22 protein-coding genes are annotated in these 23,734 nt (G+C 53.5%); 6 read left to right on the top strand and 16 right to left on the bottom strand.

The window, feature by feature from the left end; genetic code table 11:
- Window positions 1–52 precede the first annotated feature (52 nt).
- The 10 genes from SHEW_RS18170 to gmk form a co-directional block, all read right to left on the bottom strand.
- On the bottom strand, window positions 53–649 hold the full coding sequence (locus tag SHEW_RS18170; RefSeq protein ID WP_011867301.1) for a response regulator transcription factor: 597 nt from the start codon (window positions 647–649) through the stop codon (window positions 53–55).
- 7 nt (window positions 650–656) lie between these two features.
- On the bottom strand, window positions 657–1,748 hold the full coding sequence (locus SHEW_RS18165) for a sensor histidine kinase (RefSeq protein ID WP_011867300.1): 1,092 nt from the start codon (window positions 1,746–1,748) through the stop codon (window positions 657–659).
- Window positions 1,749–1,848: 100 nt separating this feature from the next.
- Complete coding sequence (locus SHEW_RS18160; protein WP_011867299.1) at window positions 1,849–2,514, bottom strand: tetratricopeptide repeat protein; 666 nt, start codon at window positions 2,512–2,514, stop codon at window positions 1,849–1,851.
- 199 nt (window positions 2,515–2,713) lie between these two features.
- The gene (locus SHEW_RS18155) at window positions 2,714–3,646 is read right to left on the bottom strand and encodes a calcium/sodium antiporter (RefSeq protein WP_011867298.1); all 933 of its coding nucleotides are present in this window, start codon (window positions 3,644–3,646) and stop codon (window positions 2,714–2,716) included.
- A 176-nt stretch (window positions 3,647–3,822) separates the two neighbouring features.
- Window positions 3,823–5,478 (bottom strand): AMP-binding protein, encoded by a 1,656-nt coding sequence (locus SHEW_RS18150; protein ID WP_011867297.1) that lies wholly within the window; start codon window positions 5,476–5,478, stop codon window positions 3,823–3,825.
- A gap of 341 nt (window positions 5,479–5,819) precedes the next feature.
- Complete coding sequence (trmH, locus tag SHEW_RS18145; RefSeq protein ID WP_011867296.1) at window positions 5,820–6,524, bottom strand: tRNA (guanosine(18)-2'-O)-methyltransferase TrmH; 705 nt, start codon at window positions 6,522–6,524, stop codon at window positions 5,820–5,822.
- Between the two features lie 68 nt (window positions 6,525–6,592).
- On the bottom strand, window positions 6,593–6,976 hold the full coding sequence (ridA, locus tag SHEW_RS18140) for a deaminase RidA (RefSeq protein WP_011867295.1): 384 nt from the start codon (window positions 6,974–6,976) through the stop codon (window positions 6,593–6,595).
- Between the two features lie 34 nt (window positions 6,977–7,010).
- A complete protein-coding gene (gene spoT / locus SHEW_RS18135; protein ID WP_011867294.1) occupies window positions 7,011–9,116 on the bottom strand; it encodes a bifunctional GTP diphosphokinase/guanosine-3',5'-bis pyrophosphate 3'-pyrophosphohydrolase in 2,106 nt (701 codons plus the stop codon).
- Between the two features lie 13 nt (window positions 9,117–9,129).
- Window positions 9,130–9,411, bottom strand: coding sequence for a DNA-directed RNA polymerase subunit omega (gene rpoZ, locus SHEW_RS18130; RefSeq protein ID WP_011867293.1), 282 nt, complete (start codon window positions 9,409–9,411; stop codon window positions 9,130–9,132).
- A 59-nt stretch (window positions 9,412–9,470) separates the two neighbouring features.
- Window positions 9,471–10,094, bottom strand: a complete 624-nt coding sequence (gmk, locus tag SHEW_RS18125; RefSeq protein ID WP_011867292.1) for a guanylate kinase — start codon at window positions 10,092–10,094, stop codon at window positions 9,471–9,473.
- Window positions 10,095–10,333: 239 nt separating this feature from the next.
- On the opposite strand from gmk, the gene SHEW_RS20180 reads away from it, so the two are divergent.
- The 4 genes from SHEW_RS20180 to SHEW_RS18105 all read left to right on the top strand — a co-directional run bounded on the left by SHEW_RS20180 (window position 10,334) and on the right by SHEW_RS18105 (window position 15,083).
- Window positions 10,334–11,527: a hypothetical protein gene (locus SHEW_RS20180; RefSeq protein WP_011867291.1), complete on the top strand. Its 1,194-nt coding sequence runs from the start codon at window positions 10,334–10,336 to the stop codon at window positions 11,525–11,527.
- An 88-nt stretch (window positions 11,528–11,615) separates the two neighbouring features.
- Window positions 11,616–12,560 (top strand): NTP transferase domain-containing protein, encoded by a 945-nt coding sequence (locus SHEW_RS18115; RefSeq protein ID WP_011867290.1) that lies wholly within the window; start codon window positions 11,616–11,618, stop codon window positions 12,558–12,560.
- A complete protein-coding gene (locus tag SHEW_RS18110) occupies window positions 12,553–13,617 on the top strand; it encodes a phosphotransferase enzyme family protein (protein ID WP_011867289.1) in 1,065 nt (354 codons plus the stop codon). Before SHEW_RS18115 ends, SHEW_RS18110 begins: the two co-directional genes overlap by 8 nt.
- A gap of 179 nt (window positions 13,618–13,796) precedes the next feature.
- On the top strand, window positions 13,797–15,083 hold the full coding sequence (locus SHEW_RS18105; protein ID WP_011867288.1) for an acetyl-CoA hydrolase/transferase family protein: 1,287 nt from the start codon (window positions 13,797–13,799) through the stop codon (window positions 15,081–15,083).
- 120 nt (window positions 15,084–15,203) lie between these two features.
- Here the strand turns inward: SHEW_RS18105 and SHEW_RS18100 are convergent, their stop codons facing one another.
- The 4 genes from SHEW_RS18100 to SHEW_RS18090 form a co-directional block, all read right to left on the bottom strand.
- Window positions 15,204–15,815 (bottom strand): paraquat-inducible protein A, encoded by a 612-nt coding sequence (locus SHEW_RS18100; RefSeq protein ID WP_011867287.1) that lies wholly within the window; start codon window positions 15,813–15,815, stop codon window positions 15,204–15,206.
- A 136-nt stretch (window positions 15,816–15,951) separates the two neighbouring features.
- Window positions 15,952–17,907 carry a DUF2075 domain-containing protein gene (locus SHEW_RS18095; RefSeq protein WP_011867286.1) on the bottom strand — a complete coding sequence of 652 codons (1,956 nt, stop codon included), beginning with the start codon at window positions 17,905–17,907 and terminating at the stop codon, window positions 15,952–15,954.
- Window positions 17,900–18,130, bottom strand: coding sequence for a helix-turn-helix domain-containing protein (locus SHEW_RS20470; protein WP_011867285.1), 231 nt, complete (start codon window positions 18,128–18,130; stop codon window positions 17,900–17,902). The genes SHEW_RS18095 and SHEW_RS20470 overlap by 8 nt, the downstream gene beginning before the upstream one ends.
- A gap of 179 nt (window positions 18,131–18,309) precedes the next feature.
- The gene (locus tag SHEW_RS18090; protein ID WP_011867284.1) at window positions 18,310–19,173 is read right to left on the bottom strand and encodes a YicC/YloC family endoribonuclease; all 864 of its coding nucleotides are present in this window, start codon (window positions 19,171–19,173) and stop codon (window positions 18,310–18,312) included.
- A gap of 181 nt (window positions 19,174–19,354) precedes the next feature.
- Between SHEW_RS18090 and rph the strand changes: the two genes are divergently transcribed.
- Together rph and pyrE are read left to right on the top strand one after the other, a co-directional pair.
- Entirely contained in the window at window positions 19,355–20,068 is a 714-nt protein-coding gene (rph, locus tag SHEW_RS18085) for a ribonuclease PH (RefSeq protein WP_011867283.1), read from the top strand.
- A gap of 83 nt (window positions 20,069–20,151) precedes the next feature.
- Complete coding sequence (gene pyrE, locus SHEW_RS18080) at window positions 20,152–20,793, top strand: orotate phosphoribosyltransferase (RefSeq protein ID WP_011867282.1); 642 nt, start codon at window positions 20,152–20,154, stop codon at window positions 20,791–20,793.
- Window positions 20,794–20,874: 81 nt separating this feature from the next.
- Here the strand turns inward: pyrE and folE are convergent, their stop codons facing one another.
- Window positions 20,875–21,519 carry a GTP cyclohydrolase I FolE gene (folE, locus tag SHEW_RS18075; protein WP_011867281.1) on the bottom strand — a complete coding sequence of 215 codons (645 nt, stop codon included), beginning with the start codon at window positions 21,517–21,519 and terminating at the stop codon, window positions 20,875–20,877.
- 225 nt (window positions 21,520–21,744) lie between these two features.
- Window positions 21,745–23,709, bottom strand: a complete 1,965-nt coding sequence (locus SHEW_RS18070) for an alpha/beta hydrolase family protein (RefSeq protein WP_011867280.1) — start codon at window positions 23,707–23,709, stop codon at window positions 21,745–21,747.
- Between the last annotated feature and the right edge of the window lie 25 nt (window positions 23,710–23,734).

The following is a 23,734-nucleotide window of genomic DNA, read 5'->3' as shown; positions in this document are numbered from 1 at the left end:
CGCAATCTCGCGTTAACCATGACAGGTTAAAGCCTGAGGTCATAGTCTGAGGCTACAGCCAGCCCTTTTGCTTGGCGATGCGAGCGGCGTCGATGCGATTGCTGGCATTGAGTTTGGCGATGGCCTCGGAGAGATAGTTACGCACAGTGCCTTCGGCGATGAAGAGGCTGGCGGCGATCTCCGCGCTGGAGCGTCCCTCGCTGGCGAGCCTGAGCGCCCGGCGTTCCTTATCGTTCAGCGGGTCTTGTTCGCCGACGGCCATGATGGCCAGTTCGGGATCTATGATGCGCTTGCCGCGGCTGACGGCGTTAATTGCCTGGATCAGTGTCTCGGAGGGCGCGTCCTTGAGTAAGAAGCCACCCACGCCCGCCTCGATGGCACGCTTGATATAGCCTGCACGGCCGAAGGTGGTCAGGATGATGACCTTAATGGGCGCCGCTTGATTTTGACACCATTGGGCTAACTCCAGGCCACTGAGGCCTGGCATCTCTATGTCGGTCAGTAGCAGGTCGAACTCCTGTTGCTTGAGCAGGCTCAGGGCTTGGTCACCGTCACAGGCCTGGATCACCTCAAAGTCGCCTTCGAGGGTGAGGAGCGCGGCCAGTGCGCCCCTGACCATGGCTTGATCTTCGGCGAGTAATATCTTCATCCTGTCTCTATCCCTGATTTGGTAACTCGATGATAAATTGTGGGTTTGGCTCGAGCCCAATACTGAGTGTACCACCTAAGGGGCGCAGTCGCTCGCGTATGCCGGTGAGGCCATTGCCTTCGCTGAGCTGCCTCAGCTTACCATTGTCTGTAATCGAGATCCGCAGCCCCTGAGGTGTTGCCGACAAGTCGATATTACAGCTATCGCCTTGGCTATGACGCACAACATTGTTGCATAGCTCGGTCAGGCTGAGGATCAACTGGGTCTCGATTTCCTGTGGCTGTGATGGCAGCTCACCAGAGAGGGTAACGGCCATGCCCTTGTCCCTCAGCATCTGGCACAGGTGCGTCAGGGCGGCGTCTAACCCTTTGTGTTTGTAGCCTGAGACCGTTTGGCGGATCTGGCTGAGGCTGTCTCGGGCGATGGTTTCCAGTTCTGCCAGCTCGGCGCTGGCCTGATCGGCTTGCCCCTTGGCCAATAGTTTGCGCGCCAGCTCCGCCTTGAGTGAGATAGAGGAGAGCGAGTGCCCCATGATGTCGTGCAGATCCCGGGCGATACGTTCACGCTCTAACATGGTGGCGAGCTGGCGTATCTCCTGCTGACTCTGCCGCTGGGCGCGTTTGGCTTCGACCCGCTTACGCTCGGCCACACCAAAGAAACCCACGCCGGTGATCAGGGCGACGCCATAAACCGCAAAGTAGTAGTGAATACCTAGGGTTAGGCTCAACAGCGTCAGGATGACGGCTAAGCCGATAAGGCTGGCGAAGGCCTTGGGCAGGGAGTAGTTAAAGCCGATAAAGAAACCGGCAAAGGTAAACAGGGACAGCGAGCCGATATTAATTGGCGTGATGAGACAGGCCAGGGCGATGATCAGCAAGATAGGCTGGTAGGCGGTTTTACTCGGGCTGCGGTGGGCCCAAAAATAGCAGTAGATAAAGGGCACCAGCACGACCAGACTCAGGACTATGTGCCAGGTGGGCATAGTCTGTAAGAACAGCGGGATGAAATAGAAGCCCAGGTTGATCAGATAGACCCAGGCGAGCTTATCTTCGGTCGCCCGCTCGATATCTAGGGTGTGTGGAATAGGGTATTTGTCCATCTTCTTTATCCTAGGTGCCACTAAGTCTATGATGTTGCGCTATGAGCGCTCTAACGCTTAGCCATCTGGCTTAGTGGCAACCGATATTGAGCCGATTACCTTAGTGGTTCTGTTTGAGCAGGAAATTTGCCCAGGCATAATCGGCCTGTACCTGCAGGGCGGCCTGCCAATCGGCAATGGCTCCCGCCTTGTCACCGAGATTCTGCTTGGCTAAGCCGCGCCAGGTGTAGGCCTCTGCCTCTCCCCAACAGATGTTATCGCAAGGTTCTCGATATAGATCAATGGCTTTTGAGCTAAAAGCGATGGCATTTTTCATGCTGCCGCCATGGTCTTTAGGGCTGGAATAGGCGGCGATCGCCTTGACCAGTGCCAGTCGGGGGCTCTGGGGCACCAAGGTTTCGGCGTCATTGAGGGCACCGGCCATCTTAGTGCTGTATTTGGCGGCCTGACTCATGTCTAAGCCTATCTGCATGCCGTAGACAGAGGCCAGTAGGGTGGCGGCTTCACCTTGGTCGGCAATGGGCGACAACGCCTTCTCGGCGCGGGTCAATGCCGCCTGGGCCTGATCCTTCTGGCTGAGAATGTTGGCACTGATGGCCATGCGATAGAGGGCGTAGGCCTGCTCATAGCCTTGGCTTTGGTCGCTCAATTGGCTTAGACGAGCGATATCCATCTGATTGGCGGCGCTGTCTATCTCGGTAATGTCATTGGCCTGGCTCAGCGGGCTGAGTAGGGCCAGGCTGGTGGCGATGATAAGTGTTTTCATTGGCTTCTCCTTAAGTACCTGTGTTGCGTAATGCCCAGTAGCTGGGTTAAGGAGAGTATCTGCCTGATGGCGATTTTTGTGCAGGCACAGATGTCACCGATAAGGGATGACATTTGTCATTCCTTATCGGCAGTAGCGTTAAATTGGTAGCGCTAAATTGGAAGGGCTAAATTGTTAGCGCTAAAAAGGCGGCGCTAACTCATAGGGATTGGGCGGAGAGGATCAAATAGCCCAGGTAGACGAGGTAGCAGAGCAGCAGCAAGGCGCCTTCACGTCGGCCCACGCGCAGGCCGCTCCAGGCCAGAGGCAGAAGCAGCAGTGCCAGCGAAACCATCACCAACATGTCCAGCTTGGGCACGCTGGCGGTGATGGGGTGGATAATGGCGGTTATCCCCAATATCCCCAGGATATTAAACAGGTTAGAGCCCACCAGGTTGCCGATGGCGATATCGCTCTCGCCGCGTCTGGCGGCCACCAGTGAGGTGATCAGCTCTGGCATGCTGGTACCTATGGCGATGATGGTCAGGCCGATAAGTAGCTCGCTCATTCCCAGCTGTCTGGCGAGGGCCACGGCGCCGTCGACAAAGAGTATGCCGCCGCCGACCAACATGGCGATACCAACGAGGAGTAGCACCACGGCCAGCAGAGGCGCGAGCGGCTTGAGCTCCATCGACTCGGTATCGGCCTGCTGCTTATCGAACAGGTAGTTCATCCCCAGATAGGCGATCAGCATGGAGCAGAGCAGGGCACCGTCCAGTTGGCTGAGGCTACCGTCGCTGATCAGCCCCCAGAAGAGCAGGCTAGCAAACAGCATCAGCGGAATGTCGCGCTTGACCATCATAGATTGCACACCGATTGGGCGCACCAGGGCCGTCAGGCCGAGGATTAGGCCTATGTTGGCGATGTTGGAGCCGACGACATTGCCCAGGGCGATGCCAGAGTTGCCGGCCAGGGCCGACTTGAGGCTCACCGCCAGCTCGGGGGCGCTGGTGCCGAAGGCGACTATGGTGAGGCCGATGATCAGCGGGGTGACGCCCAGTTTTAGGGCCAGCGCGCTGGCGCCACGCACCAGGGATTCGGCGCCAAGAATAAGGATGAGCAGACCAGCGATAAGGGCTAGCGGGGTGAACATGATTGACTCTCTACAGTAGCGGGGCGCCAAGCATAGAGGTTGCACAATTTTAGGCAACAAAAATTTAGGGGGGAGCTATTAAACTTTGTTTATCTCGTCACAGATTGCCCCATAAAAAACACGCCAGATGGCGTGTTTTTAGGTCATTGTCTTAGCGACTGGGTTTACAAGCTAGCTTAGAGCTCATCTTCCCAGCGCACCACGCCGCCGCGCTGGCCTTCGACCTTGGCACTGAATCTCTGCTCTAGCACATGGCGCTTGATCTTCAGGGTCGGCGTTAGCACGTCGTTATCCACATCCCAGGGCTCGCTCACCACTATGATGGCATCGACGGTTTCGTGTGATTCCAGGTTAGGGTTGATGCTGTCCAGGGTCGCCTTGAGTGAGGCGCGCACCTCTTCCTTGGGTTGCAAGGCCGCGCCCTCGGAGAGCTGTACTAGGGCGACAGGGTGTGGCAGGCCAGAGCCTATGATGCAGATCAGCTCCACGTGAGGATCCTGGGCCAGCTTACGCTCGATAGGCACTGGGGCGACATACTTGCCCTTGGCTGTCTTGAAGTTGTCCTTGACCCGGCCCGTGATGGTGACACAGCCATCGGCGTCGATTGAGCAGAGATCGCCGGTGCGGAAATAGCCATCTTCGTCGAAGCTGGCCTGGGTGACCTCCGGCTGCTTGTAGTAGCCACTCATCAGGCCTGGGCTCTTGATCAGCAGCTCGCCGTTGTCGCCCTGCTTGACGCTACAGCCTTCTACCGCACGCCCGACCGTGCCTATCTTGCTGGCATCGAAGGGGTGGTTGATGATGGAGTAGGCGCTGTTTTCCGTCATGCCCCAGGCTTCACAGATGTTAAGGCCAATCTTGTGATACCAGGCGATCAACGAAGGCGGGATAGGCGCAGAGCCGGAACCTAGCAGGTGACAATGTTCGAGGCCCAACCCTTGATGGATCTTCTTCTTCACCAGCGAGCTGACGAAGGGGATCTTCAGCAGTATGTTGAGCTTGGTATAGCCGATCTTGTCGATGATATTCTTCTGGAACAGGCTCCACAGGCGAGGCACAGAGAAGAAGACGGTCGGTCTTGCCCGCTGCACGTCGGCAACGAAGCTGTCGAGACTCTCGACGAAGGCGACACTGCTGCCGGAATAGAAGGAGGAGCCCTCGATGGCGACACGCTCGGTAATATGGGCCAGCGGCAGGTAGGAGAGCAGCCTGTCTTCGACATCTGTCTTGAGGTCGCGCACCACGGCGCGGCAGGTCCACTCATAGCTGGCGAAGGTCTGAATCGCTCCCTTAGGCTTACCGGTCGAGCCCGAGGTGTAGATGATGGTCATGATCTGCTCGGGCGTCGGCGCTTCGGCCTCGACTAAGGGGTGGCCCAGCTTGAGCAGTGTGTCCCACTGGTATTGTGCCGGCATGGTGTCGTAGGGCATGGCAAGGCGCAGTATGTCGCCACCGACCCCGGCCTCCTGATCGGCCCAGTAGTCCAGCTTACCGATAAAGATCGCCTTGGATTCGCTGTGCTCCAGCACGTAGCGAATGGTGTCGGCGTTGGCGGTAGGATAGATGGGCACGCTGATATAGCCGCCGTGCATCAGCGCCAGATCGGTAATGAACCATTCGGCGCAGTTCTTCGATAACACAGCCACCTTGTCGCCCGGCTCCAGGCCGAGGTGACGCAGGGCGCCGGCGATCTGCTGCATCTTCTGCTGCACTTCGCGCCAGCTGTAGTTAACGTATTGACCGTTTATGGGTTGTTTCAGGTAGGTGCTATCGCCATATTGCTCGACCCAGTGATGCAACATGTCGACCGGTGATTTGAATAGTGAGTCCATCTTGCCATTCCATCGTTATTCTTGTTAAAGGAGACGCAACTTGGTTCGCTCGGCCAATGCCGGAGCGAGACTCAACAACCCCCATTATTGAGTGGGCCCTTCTCTGCGATGAGAGCGCCTGGCCACTTTTTATGCGCGTCTTTGAGTATGGCGAAGAATGTGATCTATGACAATTGTTTTGCCGGAATAAAAGGCCAATTGTCATAGTCTTAGCTCGAAGGCTCTGGTAGGCATGCTCTGGTAAGAACGCCCTAGCAAGAATGCCCTGAAAGGAATCCTTTGCTAGGCGAGCATCGGGCGTGTGGGGAAAGCGAGGCGTTTCGCTTTCCCGAGAAACGAACTTAGGCTTCTGGCTCGGCGTCCGGGTCCGGGGCGCGCATCCGCTGCCACCAGGTCTCGTCGGCGACAATTTGCCCCTTTTCGTCGATGGCGGGATAGGGGATCTTCTTGCGTCGACAGGCCTTGGCGTACACAGGGTGGCCCTGCTCGAACAGCATGGTCTGGCAGTAGGCGTCGTCTAGGGTGCGCTGGCCATACATACCGGCCTCGGCGCGTTGACGCTGTGCTTCATACATCACCAGGGCGGAGGCCACAGACACATTGAGGGACTGCACCATGCCTATCATGGGGATGATGATCTGCTGATCGGCGATGGCCAGCCCTTCCTCGCTGACGCCGTCGCGTTCGTTACCCATGATCACCACCGTCGGCTTGGTATAGTCGATGTCGCGAAAATCCACCGCATTTTCTGAGAAGTTGGTGGCCAGAATCTGCATGCCCGCCGCCTTGAACTGGGCCGCGGCCTCATCCATGTGGTAGTGCTTGATGGTTTTGACCCACTGCTGGCTGCCCGAGGCGGTATTGCCCGAGACGCGCATCTCGATATCGGGCCAGACGGCGTGGATTTGATGTATGCCCACGGCGTCGGCGGTGCGGATCACCGCGGCGATATTGTTGGTTTTATGCACCTTGTCCAGGCAGACAGTGAGGTCGGTCTGGCGGTTGTCCAGCATCTGGTTGATGCGTTTGAAGCGTTCTGGGCTCATGATGTTTCGTTTGTAATGTTTATCAAGAACAAAGGGCGCCGCAGCGCCCTTTGGTGTCAACTTAGAGCTTACAGCTCCATCACGCCATCCATCTCGACCAGCGAGTCTTTCGGCAGCTGCTTAACGCCTATGGCGGCGCGGGCAGGATATGGCTGCTCGAAGTAGCGACCCATGATTTCGTTTACCGTGGCGAAGTTGGCCAGATCTGTCATGAAGATGTTCAGCTTAACGATATCCTTCAGGCTGCCACCGGCGGCTTCACACACGGCGGTCAGGTTGTCGAACACCTGCACGACCTGGGCTTCAAACTCGTCGCTAACCATCTGCATGGTTTCTGGGTTCAGCGGGATCTGGCCAGACAGATAGACTGTGCTGCCAACTTTAACAGCTTGAGAATAGGTGCCGATCGCCTGTGGGGCCTTGTCGGTTGCAATGATGATCTTCTCTGCCATAACGCTCTCTCTACTTAGGTTAATAGTGGTGGAACTAACGATTACGCGATGTGCGCAGCACTTCCGGCAGTACCCTGATACGGCGCATCACGTTGGCTAAGTGGACCCGGTCGGTGACCGAGATCCGTAAGTTAATCAAGAATACCCGGCCGTCGCGCTCTTCGGTGCTCAGGTTATGGATATTCGAGCCCTCGGCGGCCACGATAGAGGTGATCTTGGCCAGCGCGCCCTGGTGGTTGACGATCTCGATGCGCAGGTTGGCCTGGAACTCGACGCCCTCGGCGTTATCCCAGTGCACAGGAATATACTTGTCTGGCTCGCCCTGATAACCGCGGATGTTGGCGCAGCTTTCCATGTGCACCACCAGGCCTTTACCCGGACTCACATGGGCGATCACCGCATCACCTGGGATAGGGCGACAACAGTTGGCGAAGGAGACCAGCATGCCTTCGGCGCCGCGGATCGGCATCATGTTGGATTCTTTATGTTCGTGCTGCTCGACCCGATCGCCCTTGAGACGCTGGGCAATCACTATGCTCATGGCGTTGCCCAGGCCGATGTCGGCCAGCAGGGAATCTAGGGTGGCGTGTTTGGTCTCGCTCACCACCTTATCGATCTGCTCCTGAGGGATATCCTTGAGCTTGATGTCGCCCAGGGCGTGGTTGAGCAGACGCTTGCCGAGCAGTACGGCATCGTCTTCTTTGAGGCTCTTGAGCAGCTGTCTGATCTTAGCGCGTGCCTTACCCGTCACCACGAAGTTGAGCCAGGCGGCGTTGGGGCGCGCGCCCTTGGCGGTGATGATCTCGATAGTCTGACCGGAAATCAGCGGCTGACTCAGCGGATAGGCCTGACGGTTGACCCGCGCGCCGACACAGGTGTTGCCCACGTCGGTATGCACCTCGTAGGCAAAGTCCACCGCAGTGGCGCCCACAGGTAGCTCGAGAATGCGTCCCTCTGGGGTGAAGACATAGATCTCTTCCGGGAACAGCTCTGTCTTGAAGTTTTCGACGAATTCGAAGGAGGTGCTGGCGCTCTGTTGCAGCTCCAGCAGGCTCTGCATCCACTTGCGGGCACGCACCTGAGTGGTGGTGCCTTGCTGGGCCGAACCGGCGCCCTTGTAGAGCCAGTGGGCCGCAACCCCCTTGTCGGCCATCTGATCCATATCTTCGGTACGAATCTGGATCTCCACCGGTACGCCGTGTGGACCAAATAGCGAGGTATGCAGCGACTGATAACCGTTAGCCTTGGGGATGGCAATATAATCTTTGAAGCGACCGGGACGCGGCTTATACAGGCCGTGCATGGCGCCCATGACGCGATAACAGGTGTCAATGGAGTCGACGATCACCCGAAACGCATAGATATCCATCACCTCTTGGAACTGGAGTTCCTTGTTACACATCTTGTTGTAGATGGAATAGAGGTTTTTCTCTCGGCCCTTGACCGTGCCCTTGAGACCTGTGTCTTCGAGGCGGGTCTTGATAGCGCCTTCGATATTCTGGATCAGCTCTTTTCGGTTGCCACGTGCAGACTTGACCACCTCTTTGAGTACCCGGTAGCGCATGGGGTAATAGGCCTGAAAGCCCAGATCTTCCAGTTCAGTCTTGATATTGTGAATACCCAGACGGTTGGCGATGGGGGCGTAAATTTCCAGGGTTTCGCGGGCGATGCGGCGACGCTTGTCGGGACGCAGGGCGCCAAGGGTGCGCATGTTGTGGGTGCGGTCGGCCAGCTTGATGAGGATCACCCGGATATCCTGGGTCATGGCCATCATCATCTTGCGGAAGTTTTCCGCCTGAGCTTCTTTCTTGTCTCTGAACTTTAGCTTGTCCAGCTTGGAGACGCCTTCGACCAGCTCGCCCACAGACTCACCAAACAGCTCCGAGAGCTCTTCTTTGGTGACAGGGGTATCTTCAATGGTGTCGTGCAGCAGGGCGGCCATGAGTGTCTCATGATCGAGACGCATATCGGCCAAGATGCGGGCAACCGCAACCGGATGGGTAATGTAGGGTTCGCCACTCGTGCGCATCTGCCCTTCATGAGCATCGCGCGCTACCTGATAGGCCTGCTTGAGTAATTCTACCTGCGTCGCTTCTAAGTAACTTGACGCAGACTCCTTGAGACCTTCAAACAGATACAAGTGGCTTCACTCCTTAGATAGTGTTGCGGCCTTCGGCGATGGCGGCAACGGCAGCGATTTCGGCTGCTTCACGTTCGCGGACGGTCTGACGCTCATCGGCGTCTAGTGTGTCGGCGGTAACCAGGCCAAGTTCGATTTCGCGTAGAGCGATAACCGTTGGCTTGTCGTTCTCTTCTTCAACCATAGGGTCTTTGCCCTGCACAGCGATTTGGCGAGCACGACGCGCTGCAACCAGGATCATATCAAAACGGTTGCCGATTTGGTTTACGGCGTCTTCTACAGTTACGCGAGCCATGTATTGAAACTCCAGTGTTTATGGGTGAAAAAATGACGCAAAATTGTACACGATGACAGTTAGTCTGCCAACAGATCATTAAGCATATCATTTTGAGCATGAATTTGACTAGCACGAGTGAGGCGTTGGCTGCGAATAATTGCCTTTAAATCCACCTGTGCCTGCTCGAAGTCATCGTTCACTATGATGAAGTCATATTCGCCATAGTGAGAGATCTCCGAGGTTGCCTGGGCCATACGGCCAGCAATCACCTCGGCACTGTCTTGACCACGGCCGGTTAGGCGACGCTCAAGCTCCGCCTTAGAGGGCGGCAGGATGAAGACGCCAATCGCCTCTGGCATCATCTCTTTAACTTGCTGGGCGCCCTGCCAGTCGATGTCGAGAAACACGTCTATGCCCTTTTCCAGCATCACCTCGATGGCCGCCTTAGAGGTGCCATAATAGTTACCGAACACCTCGGCCCATTCGAAGAAGGCCTGCTTGTCGATCAGCGCCTTGAATTCGTCGACGTTGACGAAATGATAGTGCTCGCCATCGACTTCGCCGACTCTGGGTTGGCGTGTCGTGTGTGACACAGAGACCTTCATATCGGCGGGTTTATCCTGCAAAATAGCGCTAAGAAGTGAAGACTTGCCGGCGCCACTGGGCGCTGAAATGATAAAGAGGTTTCCGCGAGCGGTCATGTAATTGCTATCCAAAGGCTGTATCGTTTTAGGTAGCCAGACATTATACAGCCTAGTAGTAAATTTAGGCTAGGGTCTGTTGAGCTTTCCTACTGATTTCTGGCTGGATGGAGATTGCTTTGGACGGGTAATTGTTTTGTAGGCATTGGGCTGGCCGGGAAAATTAACCAAAATTAAGCGTCATCCGGGGCGAGATCCAGTAGACTCTCTGCTGAGATAGCCGTGAAGTGGGATTTTTTATGTCGTTAAACACCTTTTTCTGTCGCCAGGGCGTGGATACCAGCCTGCGTTTTCTTGTCATTAGTGGTGCCTCACTCTGCCTCATCTATCTCTTCTCCCTGCTGTTTGCCGGTCATGGCATCTTGTTGCTGTTGGCCCTGCCGTTAATCGCCGTCTCGCTACTTAGCGCTAGCCGTCGCCTGATAACCGCCCAGCGTCTGCTGGCATTGGCGGTCGTCCCCGGGCCACTGCTGCTGGCCGCCAGTCTGGTCTTTGCCGAGCAGGCCTGGCCAAACTGGGTCGCCCTCATCTTAAGTATTTTGGCGGTGGGCTTTATCGTTTCTCGTCCTCAGCCTAAGACATCTGCCCCCTTCGATAGCCTGGGCTACAGTGGCCCCTTGATGGCGAGTAATCAGCGCCGCACCCGGGTTGAGCCGACCCTGGCGGGGGATTCGCCTGCGTTTGCTCATGCTCCAGAACACGCATTAGGGCAAGAACTGGCGCAGGACAATGAGCCTGGGTTTGAGCAGGCATCTGCCATGGCGTCTGATCTCGATGCGCAGCAGGTCTATCGAAGTGATGCTACAAAAGACAAATATTTCCAAGCTAGCCTGTCCCAAGCTAGCCAACCCCAGGACAGGTTGGCGCAAGGAGTTAATACGCTCGGGGAGCAGCTGGCTAAGCTGTTTGGTATAAGCTTAACCGCCATAAAGAGCCATCCTCGCGGCGCCCTGTTAGGCTTCGGTTGCCTGTCGCTGTTGCTTGGCAGCCTGTTCTGGCTTGGGGGCGATGATGCTACCGAACAAGTTGCAGCAGAGTCAGAGCCCGAGAAGCTGATTGCCCAGTCGTCATCGACAAACATCAAGCAGGTGGCTATGCCAGACGGCTTTAAGGTGCAACTCGAGGGTAAGGTATTGATGCTCAGCTGGCTGGGTGAGCGGGGCGAGCCCGGCACCATCTGGTCCCTCGCCAGCGCCGAGGGTGACAGCAGTTGTAAGAACCTGACCTTTAACAATGGCGTGAGCTATCGGCCTATGACGGTGAGTCTGCTGGCTGACACCTCGACCCAGGCGCGTTTCTCGCCGCTGGATACGCCCGCCATCATCAATGATATTGCCATGCGCGGCAGCCTGACCCTGTGCGGCTACGAGTTTAGCCTCAAGGGCAGTCAGGCGGCGCTGGCCAAGGAGCCGGCCTTCAGGCCTTATCTCTAATTCCCTAATTCCATGAGTATGTTATGGGTGGTTATGCTGCCGCCCCTATCTTTCTTATTTAAGACGAGCCATTGGCTCGTGTGGTTAGATGTCGATGAAGTTAACTGATGCAGTGTCCAATGGGGATGATAACAATCCATCCTTGACCCTAGTGATCATGGCGGCGGGCCTGGGAAGCCGTTTCGGCGGCGACAAGCAGCTCGCCGAGCTAGGGCCCAAGGGCGAGACCATGTTGCAGCTGTCGATCGCCAGCGCCATCGAGGCAGGCTTCTCAGCGGCCGTGATAGTGACCCGCGCCGAGCTGATCCCGAGTATTCAGGCGCGCCTGGCAGGCTTGCCGCCTCAATTTGCGCTGCATTTCTGTGTGCAGCAGCTGACAGACCTACCTGTACCAAGTGGCGAATCTGCGAACGGCACTATTCTCGAAGCACTGACAAGCAATAGAACTAAGCCCTGGGGCACGGCTCATGCGCTGTGGAGTGCTCGTAAATTTGTATCCGGTCCCATGGCGGTGATCAATGCCGACGATTACTATGGCGATCAGGCCTTCGCCCTGCTGGCTCAAGGCTTTAAGCTGCGGCCGAATCGGTGGCAGATGGTGGCCTATCCTCTCAAGGAGACGCTGTCGGATCATGGCGGCGTCAATCGTGGCATTTGTGTTACCCAGGATAATCTGCTGATTTCTGTCGAAGAGTGGCTGAATATTGCCTGGCAAGGTGATAATCTGGTGGGCTCGCATCAGGGACGACAGAGCAATTTGGCCCTCGAGGCGATGGCCTCGATGACCTGTTGGGGCTTTACCCCGGATATCTTCGATCTCCTGGGCGAGGCCTTGGCAGAATTTGTGACCCAGCAGGGGAATAAGCCGGACAGCGAATGTTACCTTCCCGCCGTGGTGCAAGCCGCCTTAACCGATGAGGCGCAGGCTAAACAGGTATTTGTGAGCCAAACCCCGGATACCTGGTTAGGGGTGACCTATCCGCAAGATATTGATTGGGTAAAACAAAAATTAATGGAGTTACTGGGTGATTGATTTTATAAGGCAGCAGGTGCTGCCGCACTTTGGCGTAACCGCTTCGGCCAAAGTGAGTCCCCTTGGGAACGGTCATATCAATGATACTTTTCTCGTGCGCTGGCCAGAGGGCGAGTTTGTGCTGCAGCGTCTCAACACGGAAGTCTTTACTCAACCCCACGCCCTGGTGAGCAACGCCCAGAAGGTGGCAGAGCATCTGCTCGCCAAACATGAGGCTGGTGAGTATCGCCTGAGTGTGGTGCAGCCGGTGACAGACTCACAGGGCGAGCTGGCGCTGGACTTAGGCGATCAAGGTTTTTGGCGCGCCATCACCTATCTGGCCTTTAGCCACAGCATAGAAGTGGTCGCCGATGCGGCGCAGGCAGAATCTGCGGCCAAGGCCTTTGGTCACTTTTCCCGTGCACTGAGCGATCTCGATGCCAGTCAGCTCGAGGATGTGATTGCCAAGTTTCATCACCTGCCTGGGCGTATCGCCCAGTTGCAAGCGGCAGTCGCTAAAAACAGCCAGGGACGTCTCAAAGAGTGTCAGGAATGGGTAGACTTTGCTCTTTCTCAAGATGAGCTTTTGAACGAGCTTAGCGAAGTCGAGGTGCTGCTGCCGCCACGTGTCTGTCACAACGACACCAAGATCAATAACATGCTGTTTGATAAGCGCGACATGAGCAGCATGGCGATTATCGATCTCGATACCTGCATGCAGGGACACCTGATGTATGACTTTGGCGACATGGTGCGAACCTTTACCTCACCAGAGGCCGAGGACTCCACCAATCTCGCCAGGGTCGAGGTGCGCGAGCCTATCTTCGCCGCCATCTGCCGCGGTTACCTGGGTGAGCTTGGCGAGGTGCTGAGCGATGCCGAGCGTCAAAGCCTCTGGCTGGGCGCCAGGGTGATCAGCCTGATGATCGGGGTACGTTTCTTAACGGATCACCTTAACGGCGATGTCTATTTTCATATCCACCATGAGAACCATAATCTCGAGCGTGCGGTCAACCAGTTTACTCTTTATAAGAGTCTGTTGAGTCAGAGCGATAGCCTCAAGGCTTATCTAAAATAGTGCGTGATAAAGGGGGCCGTTGGGCCCCCTTTTTTGTGGCCATCGGCGTATTTATCTTATGCCGAATAGACACTCACTTGCTCAAGATCAACTTAAGGTGAACTCATTGATAAGTTTGCTATCAAAGCGTTAAGTTAGTTCGTACACTGCACTCAGTTTTCCGACTATAGGTGAGATAGATGCCACCCATTATCTGTAATACTGCGCGAGAAGCCGTTGCCCTGATCCAGAGCGGTGAGACCCTCTGGACCCATTCCATGGGCGCCACCCCTAAGCTTTTACTCGATGCCTTGGCCGAGCATGCCCTGACCCGGCAAGACCTGACTCTGTTGCAACTGCATACCGAATGTGCCGAGTCCCTCAGCGATCCACGCCTCAAAGGCCATCTGCGTCATCGCTGTTTCTTCGGTGGTCTGCCGACCCGCCTGCTGCTGCAGCAGGGGGACGCCGATTATGTGCCCATCTTTCTCTCCGAGGTGCCTAAGCTGTTCCGCTCTGGCGAGCAGCCCATAGACACGGCGATCGTTCAGGTATCGCCGCCGGATAAGCATGGTATCTGTTCGCTCGGAATATCTGTGGAGGCGACGCTGGCGGCCTGTCAGGTGGCGGGCAAGATCATCGCCCATATCAACCCCTGTATGCCACGCACCCATGGTGATGGCTTCATCCATTACGACAAGTTTGCCGCCGTGTTCGAGCAGAGCATGCCGCTGCCACAACATCCGCTGGCGGCCAGCGACGAGACCAGTTTGGCCATAGGCCGGCACGTCGCCAAGTTGGTGCGCGACGGCGACTGCCTGCAGATGGGCATAGGCGCCATCCCAGATGCCGTACTCTCCTGCCTCACTGAGCATAAAGACCTTGGGGTACATACAGAGCTGTTTTCCGATGGGGTGTTGAATCTGGTCGAGCAGGGGGTGATCAACAACAGTCGCAAGAAGGTGCATCCAGGCAAGCTGGTCACAGGTTTCGCCCTGGGCAGTCAGCGACTGTATGACTATGTGGACGATAACCCCTCTGTGATCTTCATGGATATTGAACAGGTCAACGACACTTCGATCATTCGTAAGAACCCTAATGTGATGGCGATTAACTCGGCGCTGCAGGTGGATATCTCGGGACAGATCTGCGCCGACTCTCTAGGCACCCGTATCTATTCCGGTGTTGGTGGCCAGATGGACTTTATCCGCGGAGCAGGCCTGTCGGAAGGGGGCCGCTCGGTGATCGCCCTGCCCAGCACGGCGGCGGGCGGCAAGGTGTCGCGTATCGCCTCGGTACTCTCTCCCGGAGCCGGTGTGGTCACCACCCGTGCCCATGTGCACTACATAGTCACAGAATATGGCGCGGCTAATTTGCGCGGCAAGTCATTGCGAGAGCGCGCCCGGGCGTTGATCGATATCGCCCACCCCGATTTTAGGGAGCAGCTCTGCAAGGAGACCTTCGATATGTGGGGGTTAAGGGTTTAGCCTGCCTATATCGAACAAAGCCCCCTATTGCGTTATAACAATAAGGGGGCTTTTTTATTGCGTTAGATCTCTTGAGTATCGCTCGGCTCAGACTGAATTTTTCTCTTTCAAGTTGCCGGGTTAGGCCGAGGTGGTTTTAGGTTTGCTCATCATGATGTTGGAAGCGATGGCAAACAGGCAGTAACCAGTGAAAAACCAGAAGCCGATTTCGAGCTGGGCGTGCATTATGATTAGCTCACCCATCTGATCCTCGGCGTTACCTGCGAGGTAGCTGACAATGATGGCCACCACAAATACATCGGCCATGCTCCACTTGCCGATGGCATCGATAAGGCGTGTGAGCAGGGTAGCCGTGCTGCCACGTGCGAAAACCAGTACCGCCTGCGCCAATAGCTTAAGGGTGGGAATGATCACCGAGAAAGTGGCTATCATGATGCCGACCAGCAGGTTACCGCTTTGCATTAGATCTTGCACCGTCCCCAGTATGCTGCGGTGCTTGCGATATATCTCCACCTGACCCTCAAGCTCGTTAAAGCCGAGAAAGGCGGATACAGACCCCAGCAGTCCGCGCATCTCACCGTCTTCTGTCATCAGTTCTATGCTTGTCTGGGCAAATTTAGATTTGTCCGCCTGGCCATCAAGGCTCAGCATAGGTAGGCTGAGTCCAGGGATAAGCAGGGCCAGAGCGATAAGAATCACTAGTAATTGAGGCCATTTACTCCGTTGTGACATGGGGTCTCCATTTTTGCTAGAAAAATTGTGCCTAATAGGGACTAAGTTCATAATCGATGCGCTTTTTTAGAGCCTGAGTTGTGTAAAGCGAAAGGCTAAACGTGATGAAGCAATTAAGGGAATGGTGAGATTGCGGCTAAATCATTTTAAAGCCACAATCCAGCAGATATTGATACGTATGTAAGTAGAGTGATTTTTTTCTTGTTGAATCAATATCGGTTCCTTCTGGAATAAATATCACCATTCCTTGTCTTGCTCTAGTTAACAGAACTCGATAAGCATTTTCAAGGTAGCGTTTGTCCTCATCTTTGTTGCGATTTTGCCATTTTGTTCCTTTAAATTTCCAATGTTCAAACTTATCACCGTTATGACGGTAATCGGCATCCCAACCTACTAGGCACCAATCTAGTTCTAGGCCTTGGATATCAAACTCTGTCGCGCAATCCTCGAGAAAATGGCATGAGCGGATATCCTCTTGAGGATTTAAATACCATGCTGCTGGGTCAAAGCGATTTTTAACATGTATTCCTTCAGCTTTTAGACGAATAGCATTGGAGGAGGCGAGAAGCCCTTTGCTTTCATTTGCTCGAGTTTGAGTTCGTAGCCATTTTTTGGCTTTATTTAAATCTCGGGTGATTTTTAGTGGGTATACCTGCTGTAATTGGTCGCTTAATTCCTTAGCTTTTTTTCCATCACCAGCGATAACATGGTGTACGAAGTCAGATAGTTTCTCAGCTCTGAAAGATCGCATTGAAGTTGCTAAGTGCAGGTTTGGTAAGATGTTCACGTTTTCTAAATGATCAGGCGAAACATCTGTAGAGATATAATTACTAGTAAGTATGTTCGGTGAGCAGTATACATTCCAGTTAGCGAAGCGGTTTTCAAGAGCGTCTAACCAGCCTCTCAACCCAGCCTCACCAGTGTTTATCTCTTGTCCACCTCCAATAAGCGCAATAATCACAGCCCAATCTTGATGTCTATCCATGACCGATATGAGAAATTCAGGTTCTGATTGATTGAAGTTGAGATAACCGCGTTTAGTTTGCATGAATTTGGAGGTTTGCTCTAGATTCCATGCTCGTTGTGCTTCATCAAAGATTACTACTTTTTCTGGCGGTATTGAGCCATCCAGAGCCTCATCTCTAAAACGATGAATATTTTGAATAAACTGACTGGTTTTCTGCCGTTCTCTAGCTTTTGTAGAGTTTGTTCGCTTGGAAGCATCATTAGCCAATGCTTCTTGTAATACAGTCACTAGAGGACCATTACCGCTTAAGAATACCGAATACTCATCTTCTTCGGGAATGGAATGAGCGTTGGCAAGATTAACACCTATCAATGTTTTCCCCGCGCCTGGAACTCCGGTTACAAAGCAGATAGCTTTTGATTTTTGTGTTCGAGACTGGTGAATTAGTTTGATTAATTCATTGCAAGTTTTGCCTAAGTTTTGATTGTCGGCTTCATTTCGAGCAATGTCTTCTACATTGTGAGATGCGTATAAAGCTTGAGCGGCTTCGACAATTGTTGGTGTTGGCATATATCCCGTCTTAGCCCATTCATCTCCCCTAAAATCAGGTTGTTTGTGCTGAATGGATATTTGGGTGATGGTTTGATGTAGTTGAGCAATATTAATGCATATTGGCGAAGCAACATAATCTGCCGCGAAGCAGATGTCGCTAAATGAGTTTTCTGTCGCGGTCGCTACTAGAATAGGAACAATACATTTACCATGACTTCCTCTGTGAAAGTTTTTTAAATCTAATGCATAGCCATGAGTTTGGCGGAGATCTTGGGATAGATAATTAGATGCACCAATTTTAAATTCCAGCACAAATATAATGCCAGAATAAATGAGGACTACATCTGCACGACGACCCATTCGAGGGATAAGAAACTCAAAGAATACCCAGCCTTTATCAGATGGGATGTTGACCAAAGCAGTTTGAATTGCAGCAATTTGCACTGTCCATGCGGAGGTTTGGTGATGCTTAATATCTTGGGTATGGAGTTGCGATATTTTGCCTAAAATAGCTTGGGGATTTTCTAATAGAAACTCATTAAGTGGAGCTGAATAAAAAGCACGCCTAGTCATGTTTGGTCTCAACATCAAATTCAAGTAGAGATGAGGCGCTTACCTTTAAACCATTGGCTAATTTTACGATATTAATTAGTGCAACATTACGAACGCCACGTTCTATACCACTGATATATGTTCGATCTAGTTCGCAGATTTCAGCTAGCTGTTCTTGGCTTAATCTTTGTTGAGTTCGTATTTGTTTTAGTCTTTGTCCGAAACGGCTCAAAATCACATTCATGATTATGTCTAAATATCAGTGGGATATGATTTGCATCTTGAATCGGTGTGACTTATCAGTCTACGGACTATAAGTCACAAATTGGGGAGGTCGTATCGAGGAAGTGACACGATTTATTTCGGAGGGAATGGAGAAAAGCTCTAGCTTGGAATAAAGCTAGAGCTTGCATTTTATTGAGTTTACTCGACGTTCTGGATCTGCTCGCGCATCTGCTCGATAAGCACTTTGAGTTCGACCGCGGCGGCGGTGACCTCTGAGCTGATGGACTTGGAGGCCAGGGTGTTGGACTCGCGGTTAAACTCCTGCATCATGAAGTCTAAGCGTCGGCCCTGGGCGCCGCCTTTCTTGAGGATGCGGCGGGTCTCGGCGACGTGGGCGTCGAGTCTGTCCATCTCTTCGGCGACATCCATCTTCTGCGCCAGTAGCACCATCTCCTGCTCTAGACGAGCGGGATCCAATTCGCCCTGGATCTCGGCTAAACGGTTGGTGAGCTTGTCGCGCTGCCACTGCATCACGGTAGGCATGTGCTGGCGAACGATAGCGACCTGGCCCTCGATGGCCTCTAGACGCGTCTCTAGCATGGTCTTGATGGCGTCGCCTTCGCGGCCACGGGCCTCGATAAACTGATCGACCGCGCTGTCGAAGGCGGACAGTAGCTCTTTGCCTATGGCATCCATGTCCTGCTCGCTGCCTGACATTACGCCCGGCCAGCGCAGCACGTCGACTATGTTGATCTCGCCTTGACCGGCTTCCTGCTTGACCCAGTTGGCCGCCTGAATGATCTGGCTGGCCAGCGCCTGATTGAGTTGCAGGTCGTTATTCTTTTCTTCGCCAAGATCGTAGCGCAGGTTGACCTCAATCTTGCCGCGATTTAAACGTTTACGCAGACGGTCTCTGAGGACAGGCTCCAGGCTGCGCAGCTGTTCTGGCAGTCGCAGGTAGGTTTCAAGGTAACGTTGATTGACCGAGCGGATCTCCCAGGAGGCGGTGCCCCATTGTGCTTTGTGCTCGATGCGAGCATAGGCTGTCATGCTTTGGATCATGGGTAATTCCAATAGTTTAAATCGATTTAGTGACCTTGGATTATAGTCTGATGAGATGCAGGGTTAAAGCAAACTCTCCTCCCTTTACGCTTTGGGTCATGATTAACATGGCATCGAAGCGCGCAAGCCCCTATAATATGCAGCCAAATCTGCTTATCTCTATTTCAAACAGGAAATGCCAATGCGCCCAAGTGACAGAACCCCAGCTCAATCTCGTCCGGTAACCATTACGCGACAGTTCACTGCCCATGCAGAAGGTTCTGTATTAATCGAATTTGGCGAAACTAAGGTGCTGTGCACCGCGAGCTTCACCGAAGGGGTGCCACGCTTCCTGAAAGGTCAGGGCCAAGGTTGGGTAACCGCCGAATATGGCATGTTGCCACGCTCGACCCACAGCCGTATGGATCGCGAGGCTGCCCGTGGTAAGCAGTCTGGCCGTACCCAGGAGATCCAGCGTCTAATCGGCCGCGCTCTACGCGCAGCGGTAGACATGAAGGCACTGGGTGAAAACACTATCGTGATCGACTGTGACGTGATTCAGGCCGATGGTGGTACCCGCACCGCTGCCATTACCGGTGCCTGTGTAGCCCTGGTTGATGCGCTCAACTGGGCTCGTGGTAAGGGACTGATTAAGACCAACCCACTTAAGTTTTTGATTGCCGCCGTCAGCGTAGGCATCTACAAGGGTGAGCCTATCTGCGATCTTGAGTATGTGGAAGATAGCGCCGCCGAGACCGACATGAACGTGGTGATGACAGAAACCGGTAAGATCATCGAGATCCAGGGCACTGCCGAGGGTGAACCCTTTAGTCATGAAGAGCTACTCAGCTTGCTGGATCTGGCCAAGCACGGCATTCGCGAGATCGTCGATGTGCAGAAGGCGGCATTGAGTTAATCATTATTTTTTGATCAGGACCCTACGGGGTCCTTTTTTTAAATCGAATTGAGCGTACCCTTACATTTTAAAAAGGAGAGATTGTGAAAGCCTATCAACGTGAGTTTATTGAGTTTGCCCTTGAGCGTCAGGTATTACGTTTTGGCGAATTTACGTTAAAGTCAGGCCGCACTAGCCCTTACTTCTTTAATGCCGGCCTGTTTAACACCGGGCGTGATCTAGCGCGTCTGGGTCGCTTCTACGCGGCGGCGCTGGTGGATTCGGGTATCGAGTATGACCTGCTGTTTGGCCCGGCCTACAAAGGGATTCCTATCGCGACCACCACGGCGGTGGCTCTGTGCGATCACCATGATATCGATATGCCTTACTGCTTTAACCGTAAGGAGAAGAAAGATCACGGCGAGGGTGGCAGCCTGGTGGGCAGCGAGCTTAAGGGCCGCGTGATGCTGGTGGACGATGTGATCACCGCAGGGACTGCGATTCGCGAATCGATGGAGATCATCGAGGCACACAATGCCGAGCTGGCGGGCGTGTTGATTGCGCTGGATCGTCAGGAGAAAGGCAAGGGCGAGCTGTCGGCTATTCAGGAAGTCGAGCGCGACTTTGGCTGCAATATCGTCTCTATCATCAAGCTGGAAGATCTGATCAACTACCTGTCGGAAAAACCTGGCATGGAAGATCAGTTGGCGTCGGTAAGCGCCTATCGCGACCAATACGGTATCTAATCGATATCAATTGTCGTGAAACAAAAAAACGCTGCCTAGGCAGCGTTTTTTATTGAGTGGAGCTCGCTTAAAGCCATTGGCTTAATTGCTTAGGAACTCGGCGCGGGTGGCTGGGTTTGACTTGAAGATGCCGCCCAGGGCCGTGGTGGTCGTGGTGCTGGTAGAGTCCATCACGCCGCGTGATTTGACGCAGTAATGCACCGCATCCATCTTGACCGCTACATCTTTGGTCTCAAGCAGTGTCTGTAGCGCCACCAATACCTGTTGTGTTAGGCGCTCTTGCACCTGAGGGCGCTGGGCAAAGAAGCGCACGATACGGTTGATCTTAGACAGGCCTATGATGTTTTTGCGCGGCAGGTAGGCCACGGTAGCGACGCCGTCTATGGTCACCAGGTGGTGCTCACAGGTGCTGGTGAGGCTGATGTCGTTGACCTTGACCATCTCATCGAAGCCCATCTTGTTTTCGATAACCGTGATCTTGGGAAAGTTCTCGTAGTCCAGGCCCGAGAAGATCTCATCCACATACATCTTGGCGATACGCTTAGGGGTCTCGACCAGGCTGTCGTCGCGCAGATCCAGTGACATTAAGGTTAAGATCTCGCGCATATGGTGCTCAATCTTCTCTTTGCGCGCCTCGCTACTCAGTCCGCACGGGACCATGGGCGTCTCAAGACCACGCTCTAATAATGCAGTTTGCACCTGCTTTGCTGCTTCACTTAATGCCATCGTGTCCTCCACCATCAGATAGTGGTCTATTCAGTAAGGTTAATTTACTAATGTTTTTAACAAATTAACCTTTAAGATATTCATTATAGCCTGTCCGGCGCCAGTAAACATAGGGCGGCGGGTCAGGGAGGATACCCTGAATTGCGGGTAATTTATACCCAGAAATACTAGGGGATTAACAAAAAAGCCGATTGTGGCAATCGGCTTTTGGGGTATTTAAGGGGTTTAGAGCTTAAGGTTGTCTTTGAGGAAGCTCATCATCTGACGGTAGTATTTCGCCCTATGTTCATCGTTATAGAAGCCGTGGCCCTCATCGTCCATGACCAGTTTCTCATAAGGGTAGTTGTGTTTCTTGAGCCCTTCTTCCAGCGCTTCGAGCTGTTCGATTGGCGCTCGCTCATCTTCACCGCCATGCACCAGTAGCAAGTTTACTTTGAGTTTGTCGACGTTCTTGCTAGGCGACATCTGCTCAAGCATGGCTTCGTTCTCGCCTAGTACCTGCTTCAGGTAACGTTCACCCGCGCGGCGCCCTTGTACATCCCCTTCGTTGAACATCAACTCGAGATCATAGACACCGGCGAAGCCTATGGCACACTTGAATAGATCCGGTGCCAGGATTGGGCTTTGTAGCGCCGAGTATCCACCAAAGCTGCCGCCGACAATACAGATTCGCTCTTTGTCCACAAAGCCTTTTTCGATGACATATTTGGTGGCATCGATAATATCGTACTGGATCTCCGTGCCCCATTTCTGGTGGCCAGCATGCTCAAATTCTTTACCATAGCCGCCCGACCCGCGGAAGTTTACTTGCAGCACGGCGGCGCCTTGACTAGCGATCAACTGGTTCTGGTCGTCAAAGCCCCACCAGTCTCTTGGACCATGTGGACCGCCGTGAGGATTGACCACGAGCGGCAGATTCTTAGCCTCTTTGCCATAGGGCAATGTGAGATATCCACTGATCACTCTACCGTCTCTGGCGGTAAAGCTGATTGGCTTCATCTCGGCCATCTTATCGGGATCTAACCATTTCTTTTGTGAGACTAGATATTCAAGCTTCTTGCTGGTGGCATCGAATATGTAGTAGTCGCCAGGATTTCTATCGTTGAAAGCCTTGATGATCAGTTTGCTCATGTCGTTGGTCTGGCTGACGAGATGAACCTGATGGCCAGGCAGTGCGGTGAGCAGCTGTTTCAGTGTGGTGGCCAGTTTTTCATCATTATCGACAAACTCATAGGTCGGGTAGCCATTCTCATATTCTACGGCGTAGAGTTGTTTGTTGACGCGGTTGATCCACACATTGCTCGGGTCGACTACCTTGTCCTGGCTAATAAGCTGCTTTTTACCGCTCTTGATATCGACTAAATAGACCCCTTTAGGTTTACCGTTTTCGCTGCCGAGTACATAGACACTGTTCTCATCATCACCGAAGGCGATAGGAGTAATATCATCGAGATTTAAATTCAGCTTATCTGTGTCGACCCATTCATCATCTTTGCGGTAATAGAGCTGGGAACTAACGTAGTCGCGGGTACCACTGACAAAGCGAACTTCGCCATCATGATCCGGTAGAAATCGAGCGTAGGAGATAGGTGAGGTCGCAATTTTTCTACGTGTTCCCTTGTAGACATCGACTCTATAAACTTGCTGAAGATTCTCCACTGTGTTTGCGCTGCCGGAGCCCCAAGGGAGCGCTTGGATGAGCATGTAGCGATCATCTTCAGGCATAGGATCGAGAATATAGGCTGTGGCTTGTATCGCTGTATTTTTCTTGATGCGAGAACCCGTTTGTTGCTCACCGCCTTTATAACCGAACAGATAGGTTGGCTTAGAACCATCGGCATTGACAGCCATCAGCTCACCATAATAGATGGGATGGTCGCTCCAGCCTTTTAGGTATTCCTTAGCCAGCACGACACGCTCATTGTTAACCCAAACGTATTGCCCTACCTGGGCGTTGTCCGGAAAGCGAACCACATTGGTCGGTTTCTTGGTTTTGGCGTCCAGAATCATCAGCATATGCTTACCTTCGTGGGAGGTGATGGCGCTGAGGTAGTCTCCGTCGGGGGAGATCTGCACGTTAGAAAATTCGGCTGAGCGGCTAAAAAGCTCGGTAATATCTTTGTTTGAAGCCGTGACTTGGCTACTGATGAGGCAGAGGCAGGCTAAACTAAACGACTGAATTAGTTTCATATAACATCCTTGTACGCGCAATTGT

The sequence above is a fragment of the Shewanella loihica PV-4 genome (assembly GCF_000016065.1).
In the GTDB taxonomy this organism is placed as follows: Bacteria; Pseudomonadota; Gammaproteobacteria; order Enterobacterales; family Shewanellaceae; genus Shewanella; species Shewanella loihica.
This window is presented reverse-complemented; position numbering and strand designations above follow the sequence as displayed.

Bases quoted from the DNA above. Each gene is read 5' to 3' on its own strand.
- ridA (WP_011867295.1), bottom strand. From the start codon at position 6,976: ATGGCAGAGAAGATCATCATTGCAACCGACAAGGCCCCACAGGCGATC.
- SHEW_RS18095 (WP_011867286.1), bottom strand. From the start codon at position 17,907: ATGACTAGGCGTGCTTTTTATTCAGCTCCACTTAATGAGTTTCTATTA.
- SHEW_RS18115 (WP_011867290.1), top strand. From the start codon at position 11,616: ATGTCGATGAAGTTAACTGATGCAGTGTCCAATGGGGATGATAACAAT.
- SHEW_RS18105 (WP_011867288.1), top strand. From the start codon at position 13,797: ATGCCACCCATTATCTGTAATACTGCGCGAGAAGCCGTTGCCCTGATC.
- rph (WP_011867283.1), top strand. From the start codon at position 19,355: ATGCGCCCAAGTGACAGAACCCCAGCTCAATCTCGTCCGGTAACCATT.
- folE (WP_011867281.1), bottom strand. From the start codon at position 21,519: ATGGCATTAAGTGAAGCAGCAAAGCAGGTGCAAACTGCATTATTAGAG.
- trmH (WP_011867296.1), bottom strand. From the start codon at position 6,524: ATGAGCCCAGAACGCTTCAAACGCATCAACCAGATGCTGGACAACCGC.
- SHEW_RS18150 (WP_011867297.1), bottom strand. From the start codon at position 5,478: ATGGACTCACTATTCAAATCACCGGTCGACATGTTGCATCACTGGGTC.
- SHEW_RS18170 (WP_011867301.1), bottom strand. From the start codon at position 649: ATGAAGATATTACTCGCCGAAGATCAAGCCATGGTCAGGGGCGCACTG.
- SHEW_RS20470 (WP_011867285.1), bottom strand. From the start codon at position 18,130: ATGAATGTGATTTTGAGCCGTTTCGGACAAAGACTAAAACAAATACGA.
- SHEW_RS18090 (WP_011867284.1), bottom strand. From the start codon at position 19,173: ATGATCCAAAGCATGACAGCCTATGCTCGCATCGAGCACAAAGCACAA.
- SHEW_RS18155 (WP_011867298.1), bottom strand. From the start codon at position 3,646: ATGTTCACCCCGCTAGCCCTTATCGCTGGTCTGCTCATCCTTATTCTT.
- rpoZ (WP_011867293.1), bottom strand. From the start codon at position 9,411: ATGGCTCGCGTAACTGTAGAAGACGCCGTAAACCAAATCGGCAACCGT.
- gmk (WP_011867292.1), bottom strand. From the start codon at position 10,094: ATGACCGCTCGCGGAAACCTCTTTATCATTTCAGCGCCCAGTGGCGCC.
- SHEW_RS20180 (WP_011867291.1), top strand. From the start codon at position 10,334: ATGTCGTTAAACACCTTTTTCTGTCGCCAGGGCGTGGATACCAGCCTG.
- SHEW_RS18165 (WP_011867300.1), bottom strand. From the start codon at position 1,748: ATGGACAAATACCCTATTCCACACACCCTAGATATCGAGCGGGCGACC.
- SHEW_RS18160 (WP_011867299.1), bottom strand. From the start codon at position 2,514: ATGAAAACACTTATCATCGCCACCAGCCTGGCCCTACTCAGCCCGCTG.
- SHEW_RS18100 (WP_011867287.1), bottom strand. From the start codon at position 15,815: ATGTCACAACGGAGTAAATGGCCTCAATTACTAGTGATTCTTATCGCT.
- SHEW_RS18070 (WP_011867280.1), bottom strand. From the start codon at position 23,709: ATGAAACTAATTCAGTCGTTTAGTTTAGCCTGCCTCTGCCTCATCAGT.